This window comes from Silanimonas lenta DSM 16282 (assembly GCF_000429065.1).
Taxonomy (GTDB): Bacteria; Pseudomonadota; Gammaproteobacteria; order Xanthomonadales; family Xanthomonadaceae; genus Silanimonas; species Silanimonas lenta.
The window spans coordinates 95255-114761 of sequence record NZ_AUBD01000001.1; the positions used below are offsets into that span (position 1 = coordinate 95255).

Here is a 19507-nt window from a genome sequence, read left to right on the forward strand (position 1 = left end):
TTCAGGCCTGCGGGGGAGTCTCCAGCCAGTAGCCGAGTGGGGCCGGGCGGGCGAACAGGAAGCCCTGGGCGAAATCACAGCCGGCCTCCAGCACCGCCCCGAGCCTGGCCTCGTCCTCGACGCCCTCGGCCACTGCGCGCATGCCGAGACGGTGTGCCATGCGGGTGATGGCCTCCAGCAGGGCCCGGGTGCGCGGGGTGGCGGCATCGGCCACGAAGCCCTGGTCGATCTTCAGCACTGCCGCCGGCAGGTGGCGCAGATAGCCCAGCGAGGAGTAGCCCTGGCCGAAATCGTCGATGGCGAGGCGTACCCCCGCGGCGGCCAGGCGGGCCAGGGCACCGGCATTGCGGCCCACGTCGTGCAGCACCGCGGTCTCGGTGACTTCCACCATCAGGGCCTCCGGCGGCAGGCCCCAGATGGCCAGGGCCGAGAGCACCTGTTCGCACAGGGCCGGGTCCTCGAAGGCGCGGGCCGAGAGATTCACCGCGCAGTAGCTGTCCGGTTGCCGGGCATGCAGCGGGGCGAACTCGCGCAGGGCCACCTGCAGGGTCCAGCGGGTGAGTTCGGCGGCCAGGCCGGCGTCCTCGGCCATCGGGATGAAGACCGAGGGCGCCACGCTGCCGCCTTCCGGACGCCGCCAGCGCGCCAGCGCCTCGTAGCCCACCACCTGGCGTTCGGGCAGGGTGACGATGGGCTGGTAGACGAGTTCCAGGGCGTTACGGGCCAGGGCCTCGCGCAGTTCGGCAGCGATGGCGGCGTGGGCGAGATCCTGGGCGAGGGCATGGGGCAGGCCGGCGCGCAGGGCTTCGAGCACGGCGCTGCTGGCCCGCCGCTGCAGGGCCTCCGGGGCTTCGGCAGGATCGGTGGCCAGTGCCAGGCCGAGGGTCGGGCCGAGGAACAGCAGGCGCCCCTCGATGTCCAGGGGGGCATCGAACTCGCGGACGATGCGCTGCACGGCCAGTTCCGCATGCCCCAGTCCGAGCAGGCGCGGCAGCAGCAGGAAGAAATCGCCCTGCGCCGAGCGCAGCAGGTGGTCGCCCGGGCGCAGCAGGCCGGCGATGCGCCGCTCGGCTTCGTCGAGCGCGGCATCGGCCACCGCCTGCCCATGCGCCGCCGCTACCGCCAGCCGGTGGCGGAAATGCAGATGCGCGCAGGCCAGCGGCGCGGTGGCGCTGGCCGCCGCCAGCAGGGGGGCGGTGGCTGCGGCCAGCCTATCGCCGTGCGCAGGCTCAGAGGAAGAATTCGGCAAGGTCGAGGCCATAGGCCCCCGGCTGCAGGGCGCGCTGGATCGAGAGCCGCGGGCCGTCTCCGGCCTGCTGCCACAGGTCGATCTGGCGGAAGGCGGGATTCACCGTCTTGTCCGGCCAGGTGAGCACGGTGACCTTCGGCAGCAGGCGGCGGGCGCTGTTCTGCGCCGTCACCACCGCCACCTCGCCACTGCTGAGCTCGACCAGCGAGCCGGTGGGGTAGACGCCGATGCTCTGGCTGAACTGCTCGACCAGTTCTGCCTGGAACAACCGGTCACGCTCGCGGTAGAGCACCTGTAGCACGTGGTGGCGGGCCGCCGCCGGCTGGTGCGGGCGGTGGCTGCCCATGGCGTCGAAGGTGTCGACGATGCCCAGCATCCGGGCTTCCAGCGGGATCTCGAACCCCCGGCGGCCAGCCGGATACCCGCTGCCGTCATGGCGTTCGTGGTGATGGGCGATGGCGCTGCGGATCAGTGGCGTGGTGCCGGGCGCGGCATCGAGCTGGGCCAGGCTGCGTTCGACATGGCTTTGCGCCAGGGTACGCTGCGCCTCGGTGAGCGGGTGGGGATGATTCACCGTGCCCTCGGGCAGCTCCACCATGCCGAGGTCCATCAGCATGCCGGCACTGGCCAGCTCCACCAGGGTGCTGCCGGGGAAGCCGAGATGGCGGCCGAAGGCCGACATCAGCGCGGCGCAGTTCACGGCATGGCTGTAGGCGTAGGGATCACGCTCCTTCAGGCTGGCCAGCCAGAAGTAGGCGTCGGGGTTGCGGATGATGCTGGCCACCACCGGTTCGACCACGGTGCCGATCTCGTCGATCGAGAGCTTCCGCCCCTCGCGCAGGTCGTCGATGAGCCGTTTCGAGAGCCGCTGCGCCTCATTGGCGGCGAAGCGGATGCGCGGCAGTTCCTCCTCGACCGTGGCGCTCACCGTATAGCGCGTGGGGCTGCCGGAGAAGCGCAGGCGGCTGCCGGCGCCCCCGACATCCAGGCTCATCAGCACCGCCTCGGGCGTGCCGTCCACGCTGCGCACGCGGTCGACGTAGACGTAGTCGCTGAAGCGGCGCACGGCGATGATGTCGTCCACCGTGCGCACCATCACGCCCTGCAGCGGGAAGGGGGTGCCTTCCCAGGGGCGGTTCTCCAGCCGGCACACGAACATGCCGGGCTGCAGCTCGTTGACGCTGAGCCTGACTTCCTCGACGGCCATTGGGCGCCGTCAGGCCGTCGCCTTACCGGCCGAATCGCGCAGCTCGCGGCGCAGGATCTTGCCGACGTTGGTCTTCGGCAGCTCGCTGCGGAATTCGACGTAGCGTGGCAGCTTGTAGCCGGTGAGCTTGTCCTTGCAGAAGGCCTTCACCTGCTCGGCGGTGAGGTTCGGATCCTTGCGCACGATCACCACCTTCACCGCCTCGCCCGATTTGTCGTCGGGCACGCCCACCGCCGCCACCTCGAGCACGCCGGGCATGGTGGCTACCACGTCCTCGATCTCGTTCGGGTACACGTTGAAGCCCGAGACCAGGATCATGTCCTTCTTGCGGTCGACGATATAGAAGTAGCCGGCGGCGTCCATCTTCGCCATGTCGCCGGTATGCAGCCAGCCCTCGGCGTCGATCACCTTGGCGGTCTCCTCCGGGCGCTGCCAGTAGCCCTGCATCACCTGCGGGCCCTTGATGCACAGCTCGCCCACCTCGCCCACTGGCAGCATCCGCCCCTCGTCGTCCTTGATGCAGGCGTCGGTGGAGGAGATCGGCAGGCCGATGGCGCCGTTGAACTCCTTGAGGTCCATCGGATTGATGCAGGCCGCCGGCGAGGTTTCGGTGAGCCCGTAGGCCTCCACCAGAGTGCAGCCGGTGACCTGCTTCCAGCGCTCGGCCACGGCGCGCTGCACCGCCATGCCGCCGCCGAGCGTGAGGTGCAGGGCGGAGAAATCCACGGTGTCGAAGCCCGGGGTATTGAGCAGGCCGTTGAACAGGGTGTTGACGCCGGTGATGGCGGTGAAGCGCGTGGACTTCAGTTCCCTGACGAAACCCGGCATGTCGCGCGGATTGGTGATCAGGTGGTTGAGGCCGCCGAACTTCATGAAGACGAGGCAGTTCGCCGTCAGCGCGAAGATGTGGTAGAGCGGCAGTGCGGTGATGATGACTTCCTCGCCGGGCTTGGCATTGGTGCCGATCCAGGCCGAGGCCTGCTGCATGTTTGCCACCAGGTTGCGGTGGGTGAGCATGGCGCCCTTGGCCACGCCGGTGGTGCCACCGGTGTACTGCAGGAAGGCGATGTCGCCATGGTGCAGCGACACTGCCGGCAGTTCGTGCTTCGCGCCCCGCGCCAGCGCGGTGCGGAAGTCGATGGCGCCAGGGATGTCGTAGTCGGGCACCATCTTCTTCACGTACTTCACCATGAAGTCGACGATGGCGCCCTTGGGGAAGCCCAGCATCTCGCCGATGGAGGTGACGATGACCTGCTTCACCGGTGTCTCGGCCACCACCTCGGCGGCGGTGTGCGCCACGTTGGAGAGCACCACCAGCACGCTGGCGCCGGAATCGACCAGCTGGTGCTTCAGTTCGCGCGGCGTATAGAGCGGGTTGGTGTTCACCACCGTGAGCCCGGCGCGCAGCACGCCGAAGATGGCGATCGGGTACTGCAGCACGTTGGGCATCATCAGGGCGACGCGGTCGCCCTTCTTGAGCTTGAGGTCGTTGAGGAGGAAGCTCGCGAACTGGGCGGAGAGGCGGTCGACCTCGGCATAGGTGATGGTCTTGCCGAGGTTGCGGAAGGCCGGGCGGTCGCGGAACTTGGCGATCGCGTTCTCGAGCACCGAGACGATGGACGGGAATTCGTCCACGTCGATGGTCGCGGGCACGCCCTTCGGGTAGCTGGACAACCAGGGACGCTCAATGCTCATCGATTCCACTCCCATTGCGAGGACCACGGGCCAGGCGCACGGCGCGACGCGCGGCAGTTCTTCGAGTATTCACTCGATTGCAGCACAGGGGGATGGCGGCGGCAAGCCGGAATGCCGCAGCCTTCGCGCACTGCTGACGGGCGGGCTCCTGCTTCCGCTGCTCGCCCTGCTGGTGGCCTGTGCGCGGCCTGCCGACGAGGCGGCCCTGCGCGATACCGTGGCCGGGATGCAGGCGGCGGTGGAAGCCCGTGATGCCGGCCGCCTGCTCGAGGCCGTGGCCGAGGACTTCGCCGGCCCCGAGGGGATGGACCGCGAGGGCCTGCGCCGCTACGTGACGCTGCTGCTCCTGCGCCGGCAGCGGGTCGGCGTGGTGCTCGGCCCGGTGGCCGTGGACATCCATGGCGACCGTGCCGCCGCGCGCTTCGACGCCCTCGTCACCGGGGCCGACGGCCTGCTGCCGCGGAGTGCCGAGGTCCTGCGGGTGGAGACGGTCTGGCGCCGCGAGGGAGGCGAATGGCGGCTGGTGGCCGCCGACTGGTCGCAGCCCGCAGGTGGCCACTGAAACGGCGAAGGCCGCCTGCAGGCGGCCTTCGCACTGGCCCGGGAGGCCCGTGTCCGGGCCTCGCCGGCTCAGGCCGCCTTCGGCGCGGCGGCGAGCTGGCGCAGCACGTAGTGCAGCAGGCCGCCGTGGCGGAAGTACTCGACCTCCTTCGGAGTCAGCAGCAGCACCTGCACCTTGAACGTGATGCTCGAGCCGTCGGGGCGGGTGGCGGTGACGTCGGCCACCTTGCCGGCGCCGTCCTCGAGACCGGTGATCGAGACCACCTCGTCGCCCTTCAGGCCCAGGCTCTGGGCGTTCTGGCCATCCATGAACTGCAGCGGCAGCACGCCCATGCCCACCAGGTTCGAGCGGTGGATGCGCTCGAAGCTCTCGGCGATCACGGCCCGGATGCCGAGCAGCTTGGTGCCCTTGGCCGCCCAGTCGCGCGAGGAGCCAGTGCCGTATTCCTTGCCGGCGAACACCACGGTGCCCACGCCCTCGGCCTTGTACTTCATGGCCGCGTCGTAGATCGGCATCTTCTCGCCCGAGGGGTAGTGGATGGTGTTGCCGCCTTCCTCGCCCCCCAGCATCAGGTTCTTGATACGGATGTTGGCGAAGGTGCCGCGCACCATCACGTCGTCATTGCCGCGGCGCGAGCCGTAGCTGTTGAAGTCGGCCGGAGCCACGCCGCGCGACTGCAGGAACTTGCCGGCCGGCGAGCTCGGCTTGATGTTGCCGGCGGGCGAGATGTGGTCGGTGGTGATCGAGTCGCCGAAGATGCCCATGACACGGGCGCCGTGGATGTCCTCGATCGAGCCCACCTGCATCGTCATGCCCTCGAAGTAGGGCGGGTGCTTGATGTAGGTGGAGGACTCGTCCCACTGGTAGCTCTCGCCATCCGGCGATTCCACGGCGTTCCAGCGGCTGTCGCCGCGGAACACGTCGGCGTAGTTCTTGGCGAACATCTCCGGCCCGATGGTGGCGGCGATGGCGTTGCCGATCTCCTTGTTCGAGGGCCAGATGTCCTTGAGGTAGACCGGCTGGCCATCCTTGCCGGTGCCGAGCGGCTGGGTGGCAAGGTCGATGTCGGTGGTGCCGGCGATGGCGTAGGCCACCACCAGCGGCGGCGAGGCGAGGTAGTTCATCTTCACCTCGGCGTGCACGCGGCCCTCGAAGTTGCGGTTGCCCGAGAGCACCGAGGTCACGATCAGGTCGCCTTCGGCGATCGCCTTCGAGACGGCCTCCGGCAGCGGGCCGGAGTTGCCGATGCAGGTGGTGCAGCCGTAGCCGACGACGTGGAAGCCGAGGGCTTCGAGATCGCCCATCACGCCGGCCTTCTTGAGGTAGTCGGTGACGACGAGCGAGCCCGGGCCGAGCGAGGTCTTCACCCAGGGGGCGGTCTTCAGCCCCTTGGCCACGGCATTGCGCGCCAGCAGGCCGGCGCCCAGCATCACCGCCGGGTTCGAGGTGTTGGTGCAGGAGGTGATGGCGGCGATCACCACTGCGCCGTCCTTCAGCTTGCCGCCCTGGAACTCGGCCTCGCCCGGGGTCTTGGCGGTGGTCCTGGCGGCGCGCGCCTCGGCCATCGGCTTCAGGGCCTCGCGGTAGACCGATCGCATGTCGGAGAGCAGCACGCGGTCCTGCGGGCGCTTCGGGCCGGCCAGCGAGGGCTTCACGTCGCCCATGTCGAGGTGCAGGGTGGAGCTGTACTCGGCCTCCACGGCCGGGTCGCGCCACAGGCCCTGGGCCTTGGCATAGGCCTCGACGAGCGCGATCTGCTCGGCGGGGCGGCCCGAGAGGCGCAGGTAGTTCAGGGCCTCGGCGTCGATCGGGAAGATGCCGCAGGTGGCGCCGTACTCCGGGGCCATGTTGGCGATCGTGGCGCGGTCGGCCAGCGGCAGCTGGTCGAGGCCCTCGCCGTAGAACTCGACGAACTTGCCCACCACGCCGTGCTTGCGCAGCATCTGGGTGACGGTGAGCACGAGGTCGGTGGCGGTGGCGCCCTCCGGCAGCCTGCCGGTGAGCTTGAAGCCCACCACCTGCGGGATCAGCATCGAGGAGGGCTGACCGAGCATCGCCGCCTCGGCCTCGATGCCGCCCACGCCCCAGCCCAGCACACCGATACCATTGATCATGGTGGTGTGCGAGTCGGTGCCGTACACGGTATCCGGGAAGGCATGCTCGACGCCGTCGATGGTGCGGGTCATGACCACGCGCGCCAGGTGCTCGAGGTTCACCTGGTGGACGATGCCGGTGTTCGGCGGCACCACCTTGAAGTTGTCGAAGGCCTTCTGGCCCCAGCGCAGGAAGCTGTAGCGCTCCTTGTTGCGCGAGAACTCGATGGCGCCGTTCTCGTCGGCGGCCGTGGGCTTGCCGAACACGTCGACCTGCACCGAGTGATCGATCACGAGCTCGGAGGGGATCAAGGGGTTGATGCGCTTCGGGTCGCCGCCCAGCTTCTTCACCGCATCACGCATGGCGGCGAGGTCGACCACGCAGGGCACGCCGGTGAAGTCCTGCAGCACCACGCGCGCCGGCATGAACGCGATCTCGGTGTCCGGCTCCTTCTTCGGCTCCCACTTCGCCACCGCCTCGATGTGGCCCGCGTTGACGGTGACGCCGTCCTCGCAGCGCAGCAGGTTCTCGAGGAGGATCTTCATCGAGTAGGGCAGGCGCTTGATGTCGAAGCGCTGGCCCAGCTTCGGCAGGCTGTAGTAGGCGTAGGTCTTGCCGTTGACGGCAAGCGTGTCGCGGGTGGCGAAGGAGTCGCTCATGGGTGGCTCCAGGCTGGGGATGCGGGGAGGGGCCGGCCCTGCGCGCTTCGCAGGGCGCGGGCACGGACAGCCCCGCATTATGCCGCAAACCGCCCCCGTACGGGGCGGTATGGATGAGGTCAGTCGAGCGGCGAGAGCAGACCGTGGGCGGCCTCGACCATGGCCCGCCGGCGCAGCAGGAAGTCCCAGCGGCTGCCTCCCACCTGGCGCCACAGCACGGCGGCCCGCAGGCCGCAGAGCAGCAGGCTGCGCACCTCGGCGATCACCTGTGGCTGGCCGAGGTACACCGGGTTGCCGCGCACCAGCACCCGGGGGCCGAGCGGGCTGATGACCTCGCTGTAGAGGTCGGCGAGGCGCTTGAAGACGGTGGGATGCTGAGGGCCTAGGTGCTGGCGCTGGCGTTCGACGTCGCGCAGCACCGCCTGCACCCGTTCGCCGGCCTGCGGATGGCGCATGAAGGCACGCTCCACGGCGAGCAGGGTGGCGCCCATGCTGGCCACCGCCGGGTCGCGGCGGCCATGGCCGAGCAGGGCCAGCAGCTCGCGCAGGCCACGGTCGAGGTTGCGCGCAAGATCGCCGCGGCCGCCATAGATGTCCTCCACGTCCTCGGCCTCGAAGCGGAACAGGCTGTCGAGCAGCACCGATTCCGCCGCCTGCTCGGTCTGCCCCAGGGTGGCGAGCTGGTGGACGAGGCGCAGCGACTGGGCGAGGGCGGAGAGGGCGATGACGCGGTCGATCATGGGCAGGTGTGGCGGAGCGGGTCGAGGGGGGCATCGGTGGCGGCGATCACTGCGCCGCCGAGGCATTCCTCGCCACGGTAAAGGACGAGCGACTGGCCCGGCGTGACGGCGCGCTGCGGCTGGTCGAAGCGCACGTCCACGCCGCCGTCGTCGCGGGCCTGCACGGTACACGCTTGCGCCGCCTGCCGGTAGCGCACCTGAGCCTCGCAGCGCAGCGGCAGCGGCGGGGCTTCGCCGGCCACCCAGTGCATGGCCTCGGTGCGCAGGCGGGTCGAGGCGAGCAGGGGGCTGTCGCCCTGGTCGACGATCAGCCGGTTGCCCTCCGGGTCCTTGCCCACCACGAACCATGGGGCCTGCGGGCGGCCGCGCATGCCGCCGAGCCCGAGACCCTCGCGCTGGCCGAGGGTGAAGAAGGCGATGCCCGGGTGCCGGCCCAGCACCACGCCGGCAGGATCGACGATCTCGCCCGGGGTGATGGCGATGTAGCGGGAAAGGAAGTCGCGGAAGTCGCGTTCACCGATGAAGCAGATGCCGGTGGAGTCCTTCTTCCTCGCGGTGGCGAGCCCCAGCCGGGTGGCGATCGCCCGCACCTCGGTCTTCGGCAACTCCCCCACCGGGAAGCGGGTGGCGGCGAGCTGGGCCTGGCCGAGCTGGTGCAGGAAGTAGCTCTGGTCCTTGCCCGGGTCGCGGCCGCGCAGCAGGCGCCAGCGCCCCTCGTGGCGGTCGATGCGGGCGTAGTGGCCGGTGGCGACCTGCTCCGCGCCGAGGGCACGGGCCTCGTCGAGGAAGGTCTTGAACTTCACCTCGCGGTTGCAGAGCACGTCGGGATTCGGCGTGCGGCCGGCGCGGTACTCGGCGAGGAAGGTTTCGAACACCCCGCGCCAGTACTCGGCGGCGAAGTTGCGGGCGAGGAAGGGGATGCCGAGCTGGCCGCAGACCCGGAGCGCGTCGCGGCGGTCGGCCTCGGCCCGGCATTCGCCACCGCCGTCCTCGTTCCAGTTCTGCATGAACAGGCCGGCGAGGGGAATGCCTTGCTCGCGCAGCAGCCAGGCGGCCACCGAGGAATCGACGCCGCCGGACATGCCCACGATGACGCGGGCGCTCCCGTTCACAGCGCGGCCACCGCCTCCAGCGGCAGGCAACGGCCCTGCAGCACGTCGCGGGCCACCCGCCAGACCAGCGGGCTGCGGTGCTCGGCGGCCCGGGCTTCCAGCTCCGAGGGGGGGAGCCAGAGGGCGCGGACGATGCCGGCATCCAGCGGCCGCATGGGGTCGTGGGAGAGCGCCTCGGCGGTGAAGGCGAGCCGCAGGTAGCTGCGGCCGGTCTCCGGCGCCTGCCACTGGTAGGCGCCGACGAAGCCGGTGAGCCGTACCGTCCAGCCGGTCTCCTCCAGGGTCTCGCGCACCGCCGCCGCGACGATCGCCTCGTCTGGTTCGAGGTGGCCCGCCGGCTGGTTCAGCACCCGCCGCCCGCCCACTTCCTCCTCCACCATCAGCAGGCGGCCCTCGCGCAGCACCACGGTGGCGACGGTGACGTCGGGTTGCCAGAAGCGGCCTTCACGATAGCTCAACGCAGTCTCCAGCCCGGCACGGAAAGGCAGGGCACGAAGCCCCGATTGTGACGCCCGGCACGCGTGCCGTCCAAGGGCCGCAAGCCCTTGTGGCGCCGCGGGCAGGGCCTCATATACTGGCCGCATGAGCCAACGCGAACGCCCGGAATCCGAGCACGAACGCGGCCTCGTCGTGGAGACGGCGAAGCCCGAACTGGAGCGGCCGCCGCTGTTCCGCGTGCTTTTGCTGAACGACGACTACACGCCGATGGACTTCGTGGTCGAGGTCCTGCAGCTGTTCTTCGGCATGAACCGCGAGAAGGCGACGCAGGTGATGCTGCACGTGCATACCCGGGGACGGGGCGTGTGCGGCGTCTACACGCGGGAAGTGGCAGAAACCAAGGTGTCGCAGGTGAACGATTTCTCCCGCACCCACCAGCATCCGCTCATGTGCACCATGGAAAAGGCCTGAGCCGCCCCCATATCCGGGTCATCCCCTGGAGGCTTCGACGATGTTCAGCAAAGACCTCGAGTACACCATCGGCCAGTGCTACAAGCAGGCCCGCGAAGCCCGCCATGAGTTCATGACGGTCGAGCACCTGCTGCTGGCCCTGCTCGACAACGCCTCCGCCGCGCAGGTGCTGAAGGCCTGCGGCTCGGACAACGCCCGGCTGGCGCAGGACCTGCGCAACGTGATCGCCGAGACGGTGCCGATCCTGCCGGAGGACGACACCCGCGACACCCAGCCCACGCTGGGTTTCCAGCGCGTGCTGCAGCGCGCCGTCTACCACGTGCAGAGCAGCGGCCGGAAGGAAGTGACCGGGGCCAACGTGCTGGTGGCGATCTTCGGCGAGAAGGACAGCCATGCCGTCTACCACCTGCAGCAGCAGGACATCACCCGGCTCGACGTGGTGAACTACATCTCGCACGGCATCACCAAGTCCGGCGAGGCGCCGGAGCCGAAGGCGCCCGAGTCCTCGAAGCAGGAGGGCGAGGGCGGCGAGGAGGGGCAGGCGCGGCAGAACCCGCTCGAGGAGTTCGCCACCAACCTCAACCAGCTGGCGCGCGAGGGCAGGATCGACCCGCTGATCGGCCGCGAGGCCGAGATCGAGCGCACCATCCAGGTGCTCTGCCGTCGCCGCAAGAACAACCCGCTCTACGTGGGCGAGGCCGGCGTGGGCAAGACCGCGCTGGCCGAAGGCCTGGCCTGGCGCATCGTCGAGGGGAAGGTGCCGGATGTGCTGAAGTCGGCCACCGTCTACTCGCTCGACCTCGGCGCGCTGGTGGCCGGCACCAAGTACCGCGGCGATTTCGAGAAGCGCCTCAAGGCGGTGATCGGGCAGATCCGCAAGGAGCCCGATGCCATCCTGTTCATCGACGAGATCCACACCATCATCGGCGCCGGCTCGGCCTCGGGCGGCACCATGGATGCGAGCAACCTGATCAAGCCGGCCCTGCAGACCGGCGAGCTGCGCTGCATCGGCTCCACCACCTTCCAGGAGTACCGCGGGGTCTTCGAGAAGGACCGCGCCCTGGCGCGCCGCTTCCAGAAGATCGACGTGGTCGAGCCCACCGTGGCCGAGGCCGTGGCCATCCTCAACGGCCTGAAGGCCAAGTTCGAGGCCCACCACGAGGTGACCTACAGCGCCGATGCGCTGCAGGCCGCCGTGGACCTCTCGGTCAAGCACATCGGCGACCGGCTGCTGCCGGACAAGGCCATCGACGTGATCGACGAGGCCGGGGCCAGGCAGCGCCTGCTGCCGGAAGGGCAGCGCAAGACCCTGGTCGACGTCGAGGAGATCGAGCTCATCGTCGCCAAGATGGCGCGCATCCCGCCCAAGCAGGTCTCGGCCTCCGACAAGGACGTGCTGCAGAACCTCGAGCGCAACCTGAAGATGGTGATCTTCGGCCAGGACCCGGCGATCGAATCGCTGGTGGCCTCGATCAAGCTCGCCCGCTCCGGCCTCGGCAACCCGGACAAGCCGATCGGCAGCTTCCTGTTCGCCGGTCCCACCGGCGTGGGCAAGACCGAGGTCACCCGCCAGCTCGCCCTGCAGCTCGGCATCGAGCTGGTGCGCTTCGACATGTCGGAGTACATGGAGCCGCACTCGGTCTCCCGCCTGATCGGCGCGCCCCCGGGCTACGTCGGTTTCGACCAGGGCGGCCTGCTCACCGAGAAGATCGTCAAGACCCCGCACTGCGTGCTGCTGCTCGACGAGATCGAGAAGGCGCACCCGGATGTCTTCAACATCCTGCTGCAGGTGATGGACCGCGGCATCCTCACCGACACCAACGGCCGCGAGGCGAACTTCCGCAACGTGATCCTGGTGATGACCACCAATGCCGGCGCGGCCCAGGCGGCGCGGCGCTCGATCGGTTTCGTCGAGCAGAACCACGCCACCGATGCGATGGAGGTGATCCGCAAGACCTTCACCCCGGAGTTCCGCAACCGCCTCGATGCCGTGGTGCAGTTCAGCGCGCTCGGCTTCGACCACATCCTGCGGGTGGTGGACAAGTTCCTGATCGAGCTCGAAGCGCAGCTGCAGGAGAAGCACGTGGCCCTGACGGCCACCCCGGAGGCGCGGCAGTGGCTGGCCGAGCACGGCTTCGATCCGCAGATGGGCGCCCGGCCGATGGCCCGGCTGCTGCAGGACCGGATCAAGCGCCCGCTGGCCGACGAGCTGCTGTTCGGCAAGCTGGTCAATGGTGGCCGGGTGACCGTGGGCGTGGCCGATGGCCAGCTCACCGTCGAGGCCTTCGCCGAGCCGGAGAAGCTGCTCCCCGCCACCGTGGAGTGAGGACGGCCGGCGCCCGGGCCCGGAAGGCGAAACGGCAGCCGCGAGGCTGCCGTTTCCGTCTGGCGCGAAGCGGGCCTTGGCCCTTACTTCATGCGGTAGGTGATGCGCCCCTTGGTGAGGTCGTAGGGGGTCATCTCCACCTTTACCTTGTCGCCCGTGAGGATGCGGATGTAGTTCTTGCGCATGCGCCCCGAGATGTGCGCCGTGATGACGTGGCCGTTCTCCAGTTTCACGCGGAACATGGTGTTCGGCAGGGTTTCGGTCACGGTGCCTTCGAACTCGATGGAATCGTCTTTGGACATGCAGCGGGCGGTTTCTCTGGACGGGCGGGGGTTCGGCGAAGGCGCGAAGTCTGCCACGGCCCGGGCGGGCTTGCAAAAATCCGGTTAAGCGGGCAGGCGGGTTCAGCCGGCCGGGGGCGGGGGATCGGCCAGCCAGGCGGCCGGGAACGGGGCTCCGGCCCAGTCCGGGCAGGGGGCGAGGGAGGCCGTGAGCGGCCGGAAGCAGGCGAGGAAACGCGCGCGCGGCCAGACCTCGCCCCCCATGAAGCGCAAGTGCGGGTTCTCGACCTGGGCGTCGAACTGCGGCCAGCCCAGGGCCTGCAGGTGCCGCCCCAGGGCCGCCAGGGCCACCTTCGAGCCGCCGCTCTCGAGGCTGACCATGCTCTCGGCATGGAAGCCGCGGCCCACGCTCACGCCGTAGAGCCCCCCCACCAGCCGGGGGCCGTGCCAGACCTCGACGCTGTGGGCATGGCCCAGGGCATGCAGCCGGGCATAGGCCCGGCGCATGTCGCGGGTGATCCAGGTGCCGTGCTGACCGGGTCGCGGGGTCTCGGCGCAGGCCGCCACCACCGCCTCGAAGGCGGTGTTGAAGCGCACTTCCCAGGCACTGCGGCGCAGCGTGCGGCGGAAGCGCCGCGAGAGGTGCACGCCGTTGCTTGCAAACACGAGGCGCCTCGAAGGCGACCACCAGAGGATGGGCTGGCCTTCGTTGAACCAGGGGAACAGCCCGGCCGCGTAGGCGCGGACCAGGCGCGGGGGCGAAAGATCGCCGCCCACGCAGAGCAGGCCGTCGGGTTCGGCGAGGGCCCATTCGGCGGGCGGGAACGGGGCCTCGGGATCGGGGCCGAGCAGGAAGGGGCGGCTCACCGGCGCACTTCCTCCGCGGCGGGCAACGGGCCGCTGCCCTGCCGGAACGGGCCATGGGCCGCGGCTTCGGCGCGGTAGCGGGCCACGGCCTCGCGTTCGGCGGCGCACCAGCGGGCCAGCGCCGGGCGCACCCGGGGCTCTGCCAGCCAGTGCCGGCTGTGGGTGGTGGTGGGCAGGAAGCCGCGGGCCAGCTTGTGCTCGCCCTGGGCGCCGGGTTCGAAGCGGTTCCGGCCCTGCTCGAGGCACCAGGCAATGCCCTGGTGGTAACAGGTCTCGAAGTGCAGCCCGGGGTGGAATCCGTGGGCGCCCCAGTAGCGGCCGTACAGGGTGCCGGGGGAGTGCAGGAACAGGGCCCCGGCCACGGCTTCGCCCGCGCGCTCGGCCAGCGCCAGCAGCACCGTCTCGGGCATGGCCGTGCACAGGTGCTGGAAGAAGGCCGGGGTGAGGGCGGCGTGGTTCCATTTGCCGGCGAAGGTGGCGGCATAGAAGCCGTGCATGGCCGCCATCGGCGCGCCTGCCGCAGCCCGGCCGTCGAGCAGGCGCAGGCGGATGCCGGCCTGTTCCACCTTGCGCCGGTCGGCCTTCAGGTTCTTGCGGTGCTTGTGGTCGAGGGCGGCGAGGAAATCGTCGAAGTGCCGCCAGTCGGGATGGCGCTGCCAGTGGAACTGCACGTCCTCGCGCGCCAGCCAGTCGTCATCGAAGGCGGGGAGGTCCTCGGCGTCGAGGAAGTTGGCATGGATCGAGTGCAGGCCGAGCCTCGGCGCGGCCTCGCGCATGGCTGCCAGCAGGGCCTGTTTCGCCGCCTCATCCACGGCCAGCAGGCGCGGGCCGGTGACCGGGGTGTAGGGCACGCCGATCAGCCACTTGGGGTAGTAGGCGAGGCCGTGCCGGGCATAGGCCTCGGCCCAGGCCCGGTCGAACACGAACTCGCCATGGGAGTTGCCCTTGACGTAGGCCGGGGCCGCCGCCACCAGTTCCCCACCTTCCCACAGCGTGGCGTGCAGGGGGCTCCAGCCATGGGCGGGATCGAGGCAGCCGTGGCGTTCCAGGCCCTCGAGGAAGGCATGGCGGGTGAAGGGATGGCCGCCGCGGTTCAGCGCATCCCACGCGGCGGCCGGGATGCCGGCCAGCGAGGCGTGGAGGCGGAACTGGGGCATCGGCCGGGCCGGCTCATCCCTGCTGGTCGAGGAAGCGGTCGGCGTCGAGTGCCGCCATGCAGCCCGAGCCGGCCGAGGTGATGGCCTGGCGGTAGACGTGGTCGGCCACGTCGCCGGCGGCGAACACGCCGGGGATGCTGGTGGCGGTGGCCATGCCGTCGAGGCCGCTCCTCACCTTGATGTAGCCGTCGCGCATCTCCAGCTGGCCCTCGAACAGCGAGGTGTTCGGGCTGTGGCCGATGGCCACGAAGAAGCCGGTGACGGCGATCTGCCGGGTGCTGCCATCGCGGGTGGAGCGCAGCCGGGCGCCGGTGACGCCGGACTCGTCGCCCAGCACCTCGTCCACGGCGTGGTCCCAGAGGATCTCGATCTTTCCGGCCGCGGCCTTGGCAAAGAGCTTGTCCTGCAGGATCTTCTCGGCGCGCAGCTTGTCGCGGCGGTGCACCAGGTAGACCTTGTTGGCGAGGTTGGCGAGGTAGAGCGCCTCCTCCACGGCGGTATTGCCACCGCCGATCACCGCCACGTCCTGGCCGCGGAAGAAAAAGCCGTCGCAGGTGGCGCAGGCCGAGACGCCGCGGCCCTTGAAGGCCTCCTCGGAGGGCAGGCCGAGGTACTTGGCGCTGGCGCCGGTGGCGATGATGAGTGCATCGCAGGTGTATTCGCCGGCATCGCCCTTCAGCCGGAAGGGTCGCGAACCCAACTCCGCCGTATGGATGTGGTCGAACACGATCTCGGTCTCGAAGCGCTCGGCATGGGCCTGCATGCGCGCCATCAGGTCGGGGCCGGTGAGGCCATGGGCATCGCCCGGCCAGTTGTCCACCTCGGTGGTGGTCATCAGCTGGCCGCCCTGCTGCAGGCCGGTCACGAGCACCGGCTTCAGGTTGGCCCGGGCCGCGTACACGGCGGCGGTGTAGCCGGCCGGGCCGGAACCGAGGATGAGCAGGCGGGAATGCTTGGTGGCGGTCATGGGGCTATACTTTCGCGGCTTCGTGGCGGTCGGTGCGGCGCAACAAAGGCGCGGCATGCGGGCTGCAAAGCTTGGGGGCCGCGCCCCCGCAAATCAAGGCTGCACCGTTCCCATCCCGAGCCGCCCCAAGGGCGGCTCCGTTCGTTCAACGCGCGATTCGTCGCCCCCTGGAGCCCAAGCACCATGCGTATCGGTATCCCCCGCGAAACCAAGACCCTCGAAGGTCGCGTCGCCCTCGTGCCCGCCGCCTGCGCCGACCTCGTGCGCCGAGGCCATGAGGTGTGGATCGAGAAGGATGCCGGCATCAAGAGCGGTTTTACCGACGACCAGTACACCGCGCTCGGCGTGAAGGTGGCGCCGGATGCCGCGGCGCTCTACGAGAAGGCCGAACTGGTGGTGAAGGTGAAGGAGCCGATCGAGGGCGACTTGAAGCATCTCCGCAAGGACCATCTGCTGTTCTGCTACCTGCATCTGGCCGCCGAGCCGGTGCTCACCCGCCGCCTGCTCGACATCGGGCTGACCGGCGTGGCCTTCGAGACGGTGGAGCTGGAGAACGGCGACCTGCCGCTGCTGGCGCCGATGTCGATCATCGCCGGCCGCATCGGCGTGCAGGTGGGCACCCATCTCCTGCACCAGCCGATGGGCGGCAAGGGCAAGCTGCTGGGCGGCCTGCCCTCCACCGAGCGCGGCAAGGTGGTGGTGTTCGGCGCCGGCATGGCCGGCGGCAACTCGGCGGCGCTGGCCGCCGCGGGCGGCGCCAACGTGGTGGTGTTCGAGAAGCGCCAGGACCGCATGGCCGAGATGATGCGCCTCGGTCCCAACGTCACCGCCCTCTATCCCTACGAGGACGTGGTGGCGCGCGAGCTGGAGACCGCCGACATCGTGGTCGGCGCGGTGCTGGTCACCGGCGCCAAGGCGCCGCACGTGGTCACCCGCAAGATGATCCAGGGCATGGAGAAGGGCAGCGTGCTGGTCGATATCTCGGTCGACCAGGGCGGCTGCTTCGAGACCACCCGCGCCACCACCTGGAAGGAGCCGACCTACGTCGAGGAGGGCATCACCCACTTCGCCGTCACCAACATGCCGGGCGCGGTGCCGCAGACCTCCTCGCAGGCGATCTGCGCCGCCATCCTGCCCTGGGTGCAGAAGCTCGCCTCGGGCCAGTGGCGCGACAACCCGGCCCTGGTTCGCGGCATCAACGTCGAGGCCGGGAAGATCGTGCACCCCGCCCTGAAGGACATGGCGCTCTGACGCCATCGCGCTACACTCCCTGCGGCCCGGTGCCGCAGGGAGCGGCCACCGGGCGATGATGGCCGTTGGAGGGCAGGGCACTGGATCGTCGACAGAAGCTGTGGCGCGAAGTGGCGCTGGTGGTGGCGGCGCCGGCCCTCCTCTACCTTTTGGCCAGCCTCGTCAGCTATTCCTCGGCCGATCCCGGCTGGTCGCGCACCGGCAGTGTCACCGGCAGCACGCAGAACTTCGGCGGCGTGGCCGGCGCGCACATCGCCGACCTCGCCTTCTGGCTGTTCGGCTGGATGGCCTACACCCTTCCCCTGATCCTGGGCGGCGTGGCCTGGGTGGCCCTGTTCGGCATGGACGAGGACGGCGACGGCCATCTCGACCTCGGCCCGGCCCTGCGCCTCGTCGGCATCGCCGGCGTGCTGGTGGCCGGCACCGGCCTGATGGCCCTGTGGTTCGCCACCGGCGGTGAGCTGCCCGCCGGTGCCGGCGGCATGCTCGGCGGGCTCGTCGGCCATTCCGTGTCCACCCTGTTCGGCCTTGCCGGCGGGCATCTCCTCCTGCTGGCCCTGGCCCTGGTGTCGGTCACCCTTGCCACCGGCCTGTCCTGGTTCGCGGTGATGGAGTGGATCGGGGCGACGGTGCTGCGCCTCTTCGAGCGCCTTCGCGCCGGACGCACCCGGGCCGCCGAGTGGCAGCGCACCCGGGCCCTGCGAGAGGAGCGCGAGGAGGTGCGCAAGGCCGAGACGCAGAAGCGCGCCCGCCGCGAGCCGGTCAGGATCGAGGCCCCGGCCCCGGCGGTGGTGGAGAAGAGCGAGCGCGCCAGGCGCGAGCAGCAGATCCCGCTGTTCAATGCCGTGCCCGAGGGCGGGCTGCCGCCGCTGTCCCTGCTCGACGAGCCCAGGGTGCAGGAGAAGGGCTATTCCGAGGAAACGCTGGAAGCGCTCTCGCGGCAGATCGAGTTCAAGCTCAAGGACTTCCGCATCGAGGTGCAGGTGGTGGGGGCCTATCCCGGCCCGGTGATCACCCGCTTCGAGATGGAGCCGGCGCCCGGCGTGAAGGGCAGCCAGATCAGCTCGCTGGACAAGGACATCGCCCGCGGCCTGTCGGTGAAGTCGGTGCGCGTGGTCGATGTGATCCCCGGCAAGTCGGTGATCGGCCTCGAGATCCCGAACGGCAAGCGCGAGATGATCTTCCTCTCCGAGCTGCTGCGCTCGAAGGAGTACGACAAGTCGCCAAGCCCGCTCACCCTGGCACTGGGCAAGGACATCGCCGGCCGGCCCACGGTGGCCGACCTCGCCCGCATGCCGCACCTGCTGGTGGCCGGCACCACCGGCTCGGGCAAGTCGGTGGCGGTGAACGCCATGGTGCTCTCGCTGCTGTACAAGGCCTCCGCCAAGGACGTGCGGATGCTGATGATCGATCCCAAGATGCTCGAGCTTTCGGTGTACCAGGGCATCCCGCACCTGCTGGCGCCGGTGGTCACCGACATGAAGGAGGCGGCCAATGGCCTGCGCTGGTGCGTGGCCGAGATGGAGCGCCGCTACAGGCTGATGAGCGCGGTGGGCGTGCGCAACCTGGCCGGTTTCAACCGCAAGGTGAAGGAGGCCAGCGACGCCGGCCAGCCCCTGATGGACCCGCTGTTCAAGCCCAATCCGGAGCTGGGCGAGGCCCCACGGCCGCTGGAGCCGCTGCCCTACATCGTCGTCTTCATCGACGAGTTCGCCGACATGATGATGATCGTCGGCAAGAAGGTGGAGGAGTTGATCGCCCGTCTGGCGCAGAAGGCCCGCGCCGCCGGCATCCACCTCATCCTCGCCACCCAGCGCCCTTCGGTGGACGTGATCACCGGCCTCATCAAGGCCAACATCCCGACCCGCATCGCCTTCCAGGTCTCGAGCAAGATCGACTCGCGCACGATTCTCGACCAGTCTGGCGCAGAAACGCTGCTCGGCCACGGCGACATGCTCTACCTGCCGCCCGGCACGGCCCTGCCGGAGCGCGTGCATGGCGCCTTCGTCTCCGACGAGGAAGTGCACCGGGTGGTGGAGTTCCTGAAGCAGCACGGCGGTGGCGCGGATTACGTCGAGGGCGTGCTGGCCGAAGTGCAGACGCTGGGCGACGGCACCGTGGTGGGGGCCACGGGACTCCCCGAGGCCGCCGGCCCCGAGGACAGCGAGAACGACCCGCTCTACGACCAGGCGGTGGCCTTCGTCACCGAGAGCCGCAAGGCCTCCATCTCCGCGGTGCAGCGCCGGCTCAAGATTGGCTACAACCGCGCCGCGCGCCTCGTCGAGGCGATGGAGCAGGCCGGTATCGTCTCGGCTGCCGAACACAACGGCGACCGCACGGTCATCGCCCCGCCGCCGCCGCGTTGATTCCACCGTTCAGGCGGGGCGGGAGAGACTTCCCGCCATCGCCCCGCGCCCCCGAGGCCATGCCC

General features: G+C 69.9%; 16 protein-coding genes. 5 read left to right on the top strand and 11 right to left on the bottom strand.

The features are described from left to right. Position 1: 1 nt before the first annotated feature. From G408_RS12395 to G408_RS0100470, 3 genes are read right to left on the bottom strand one after another with little or no spacing between them, the layout of a single operon-like run. Positions 2 to 1249: a GGDEF domain-containing phosphodiesterase gene (locus G408_RS12395; RefSeq protein ID WP_169719195.1), complete on the bottom strand. Its 1248-nt coding sequence runs from the start codon at positions 1247 to 1249 to the stop codon at positions 2 to 4. After that, complete coding sequence (locus G408_RS0100465; RefSeq protein WP_028769487.1) at positions 1230 to 2456, bottom strand: HD-GYP domain-containing protein; 1227 nt, start codon at positions 2454 to 2456, stop codon at positions 1230 to 1232. Before G408_RS0100465 ends, G408_RS12395 begins: the two co-directional genes overlap by 20 nt. Before the next feature lie 9 nt (positions 2457 to 2465). Continuing rightward, entirely contained in the window at positions 2466 to 4151 is a 1686-nt protein-coding gene (locus G408_RS0100470; protein WP_028769488.1) for a long-chain fatty acid--CoA ligase, read from the bottom strand. Here G408_RS0100470 and G408_RS0100475 point away from each other — a divergent pair. Next, positions 4144 to 4713, top strand: a complete 570-nt coding sequence (locus tag G408_RS0100475) for a YybH family protein (RefSeq protein ID WP_051282450.1) — start codon at positions 4144 to 4146, stop codon at positions 4711 to 4713. The genes G408_RS0100470 and G408_RS0100475 overlap by 8 nt on opposite strands. Before the next feature lie 68 nt (positions 4714 to 4781). Here the strand turns inward: G408_RS0100475 and acnA are convergent, their stop codons facing one another. The 4 genes from acnA to G408_RS0100495 all read right to left on the bottom strand — a co-directional run bounded on the left by acnA (position 4782) and on the right by G408_RS0100495 (position 9776). Further along, a complete protein-coding gene (acnA, locus tag G408_RS0100480) occupies positions 4782 to 7466 on the bottom strand; it encodes an aconitate hydratase AcnA (RefSeq protein WP_028769490.1) in 2685 nt (894 codons plus the stop codon). A gap of 119 nt (positions 7467 to 7585) precedes the next feature. Continuing rightward, positions 7586 to 8206: a high frequency lysogenization protein HflD gene (gene hflD / locus G408_RS0100485; RefSeq protein WP_028769491.1), complete on the bottom strand. Its 621-nt coding sequence runs from the start codon at positions 8204 to 8206 to the stop codon at positions 7586 to 7588. Continuing rightward, the gene (mnmA, locus tag G408_RS0100490; protein WP_028769492.1) at positions 8203 to 9318 is read right to left on the bottom strand and encodes a tRNA 2-thiouridine(34) synthase MnmA; all 1116 of its coding nucleotides are present in this window, start codon (positions 9316 to 9318) and stop codon (positions 8203 to 8205) included. The genes hflD and mnmA overlap by 4 nt, the downstream gene beginning before the upstream one ends. Further along, positions 9315 to 9776, bottom strand: a complete 462-nt coding sequence (locus tag G408_RS0100495) for an NUDIX hydrolase (RefSeq protein ID WP_028769493.1) — start codon at positions 9774 to 9776, stop codon at positions 9315 to 9317. The genes mnmA and G408_RS0100495 overlap by 4 nt, the downstream gene beginning before the upstream one ends. Before the next feature lie 124 nt (positions 9777 to 9900). Between G408_RS0100495 and clpS the strand changes: the two genes are divergently transcribed. Together clpS and clpA are read left to right on the top strand one after the other, a co-directional pair. Next, entirely contained in the window at positions 9901 to 10227 is a 327-nt protein-coding gene (gene clpS / locus G408_RS0100500) for an ATP-dependent Clp protease adapter ClpS (RefSeq protein WP_028769494.1), read from the top strand. A gap of 40 nt (positions 10228 to 10267) precedes the next feature. Beyond that, entirely contained in the window at positions 10268 to 12553 is a 2286-nt protein-coding gene (clpA, locus tag G408_RS0100505) for an ATP-dependent Clp protease ATP-binding subunit ClpA (protein ID WP_028769495.1), read from the top strand. An 83-nt stretch (positions 12554 to 12636) separates the two neighbouring features. Here clpA and infA read toward each other — a convergent pair whose 3' ends face one another. The 4 genes from infA to trxB all read right to left on the bottom strand — a co-directional run bounded on the left by infA (position 12637) and on the right by trxB (position 15825). Then, positions 12637 to 12855, bottom strand: coding sequence for a translation initiation factor IF-1 (gene infA / locus G408_RS0100510; RefSeq protein WP_028769496.1), 219 nt, complete (start codon positions 12853 to 12855; stop codon positions 12637 to 12639). A 102-nt stretch (positions 12856 to 12957) separates the two neighbouring features. Continuing rightward, a complete protein-coding gene (gene aat, locus G408_RS0100515; protein WP_028769497.1) occupies positions 12958 to 13701 on the bottom strand; it encodes a leucyl/phenylalanyl-tRNA--protein transferase in 744 nt (247 codons plus the stop codon). After that, positions 13698 to 14858 carry a GNAT family N-acetyltransferase gene (locus G408_RS12400; protein WP_051282451.1) on the bottom strand — a complete coding sequence of 387 codons (1161 nt, stop codon included), beginning with the start codon at positions 14856 to 14858 and terminating at the stop codon, positions 13698 to 13700. The genes aat and G408_RS12400 overlap by 4 nt, the downstream gene beginning before the upstream one ends. Before the next feature lie 13 nt (positions 14859 to 14871). After that, complete coding sequence (gene trxB, locus G408_RS0100530) at positions 14872 to 15825, bottom strand: thioredoxin-disulfide reductase (RefSeq protein ID WP_028769498.1); 954 nt, start codon at positions 15823 to 15825, stop codon at positions 14872 to 14874. A 183-nt stretch (positions 15826 to 16008) separates the two neighbouring features. Here trxB and G408_RS0100535 point away from each other — a divergent pair, with 183 nt between their 5' ends. Both G408_RS0100535 and G408_RS12405 read left to right on the top strand, forming a co-directional pair. Continuing rightward, positions 16009 to 17076: an alanine dehydrogenase gene (locus G408_RS0100535; RefSeq protein WP_028769499.1), complete on the top strand. Its 1068-nt coding sequence runs from the start codon at positions 16009 to 16011 to the stop codon at positions 17074 to 17076. A 65-nt stretch (positions 17077 to 17141) separates the two neighbouring features. Beyond that, positions 17142 to 19442, top strand: coding sequence for a DNA translocase FtsK (locus G408_RS12405; RefSeq protein ID WP_051282452.1), 2301 nt, complete (start codon positions 17142 to 17144; stop codon positions 19440 to 19442). Positions 19443 to 19507 lie beyond the last annotated feature (65 nt).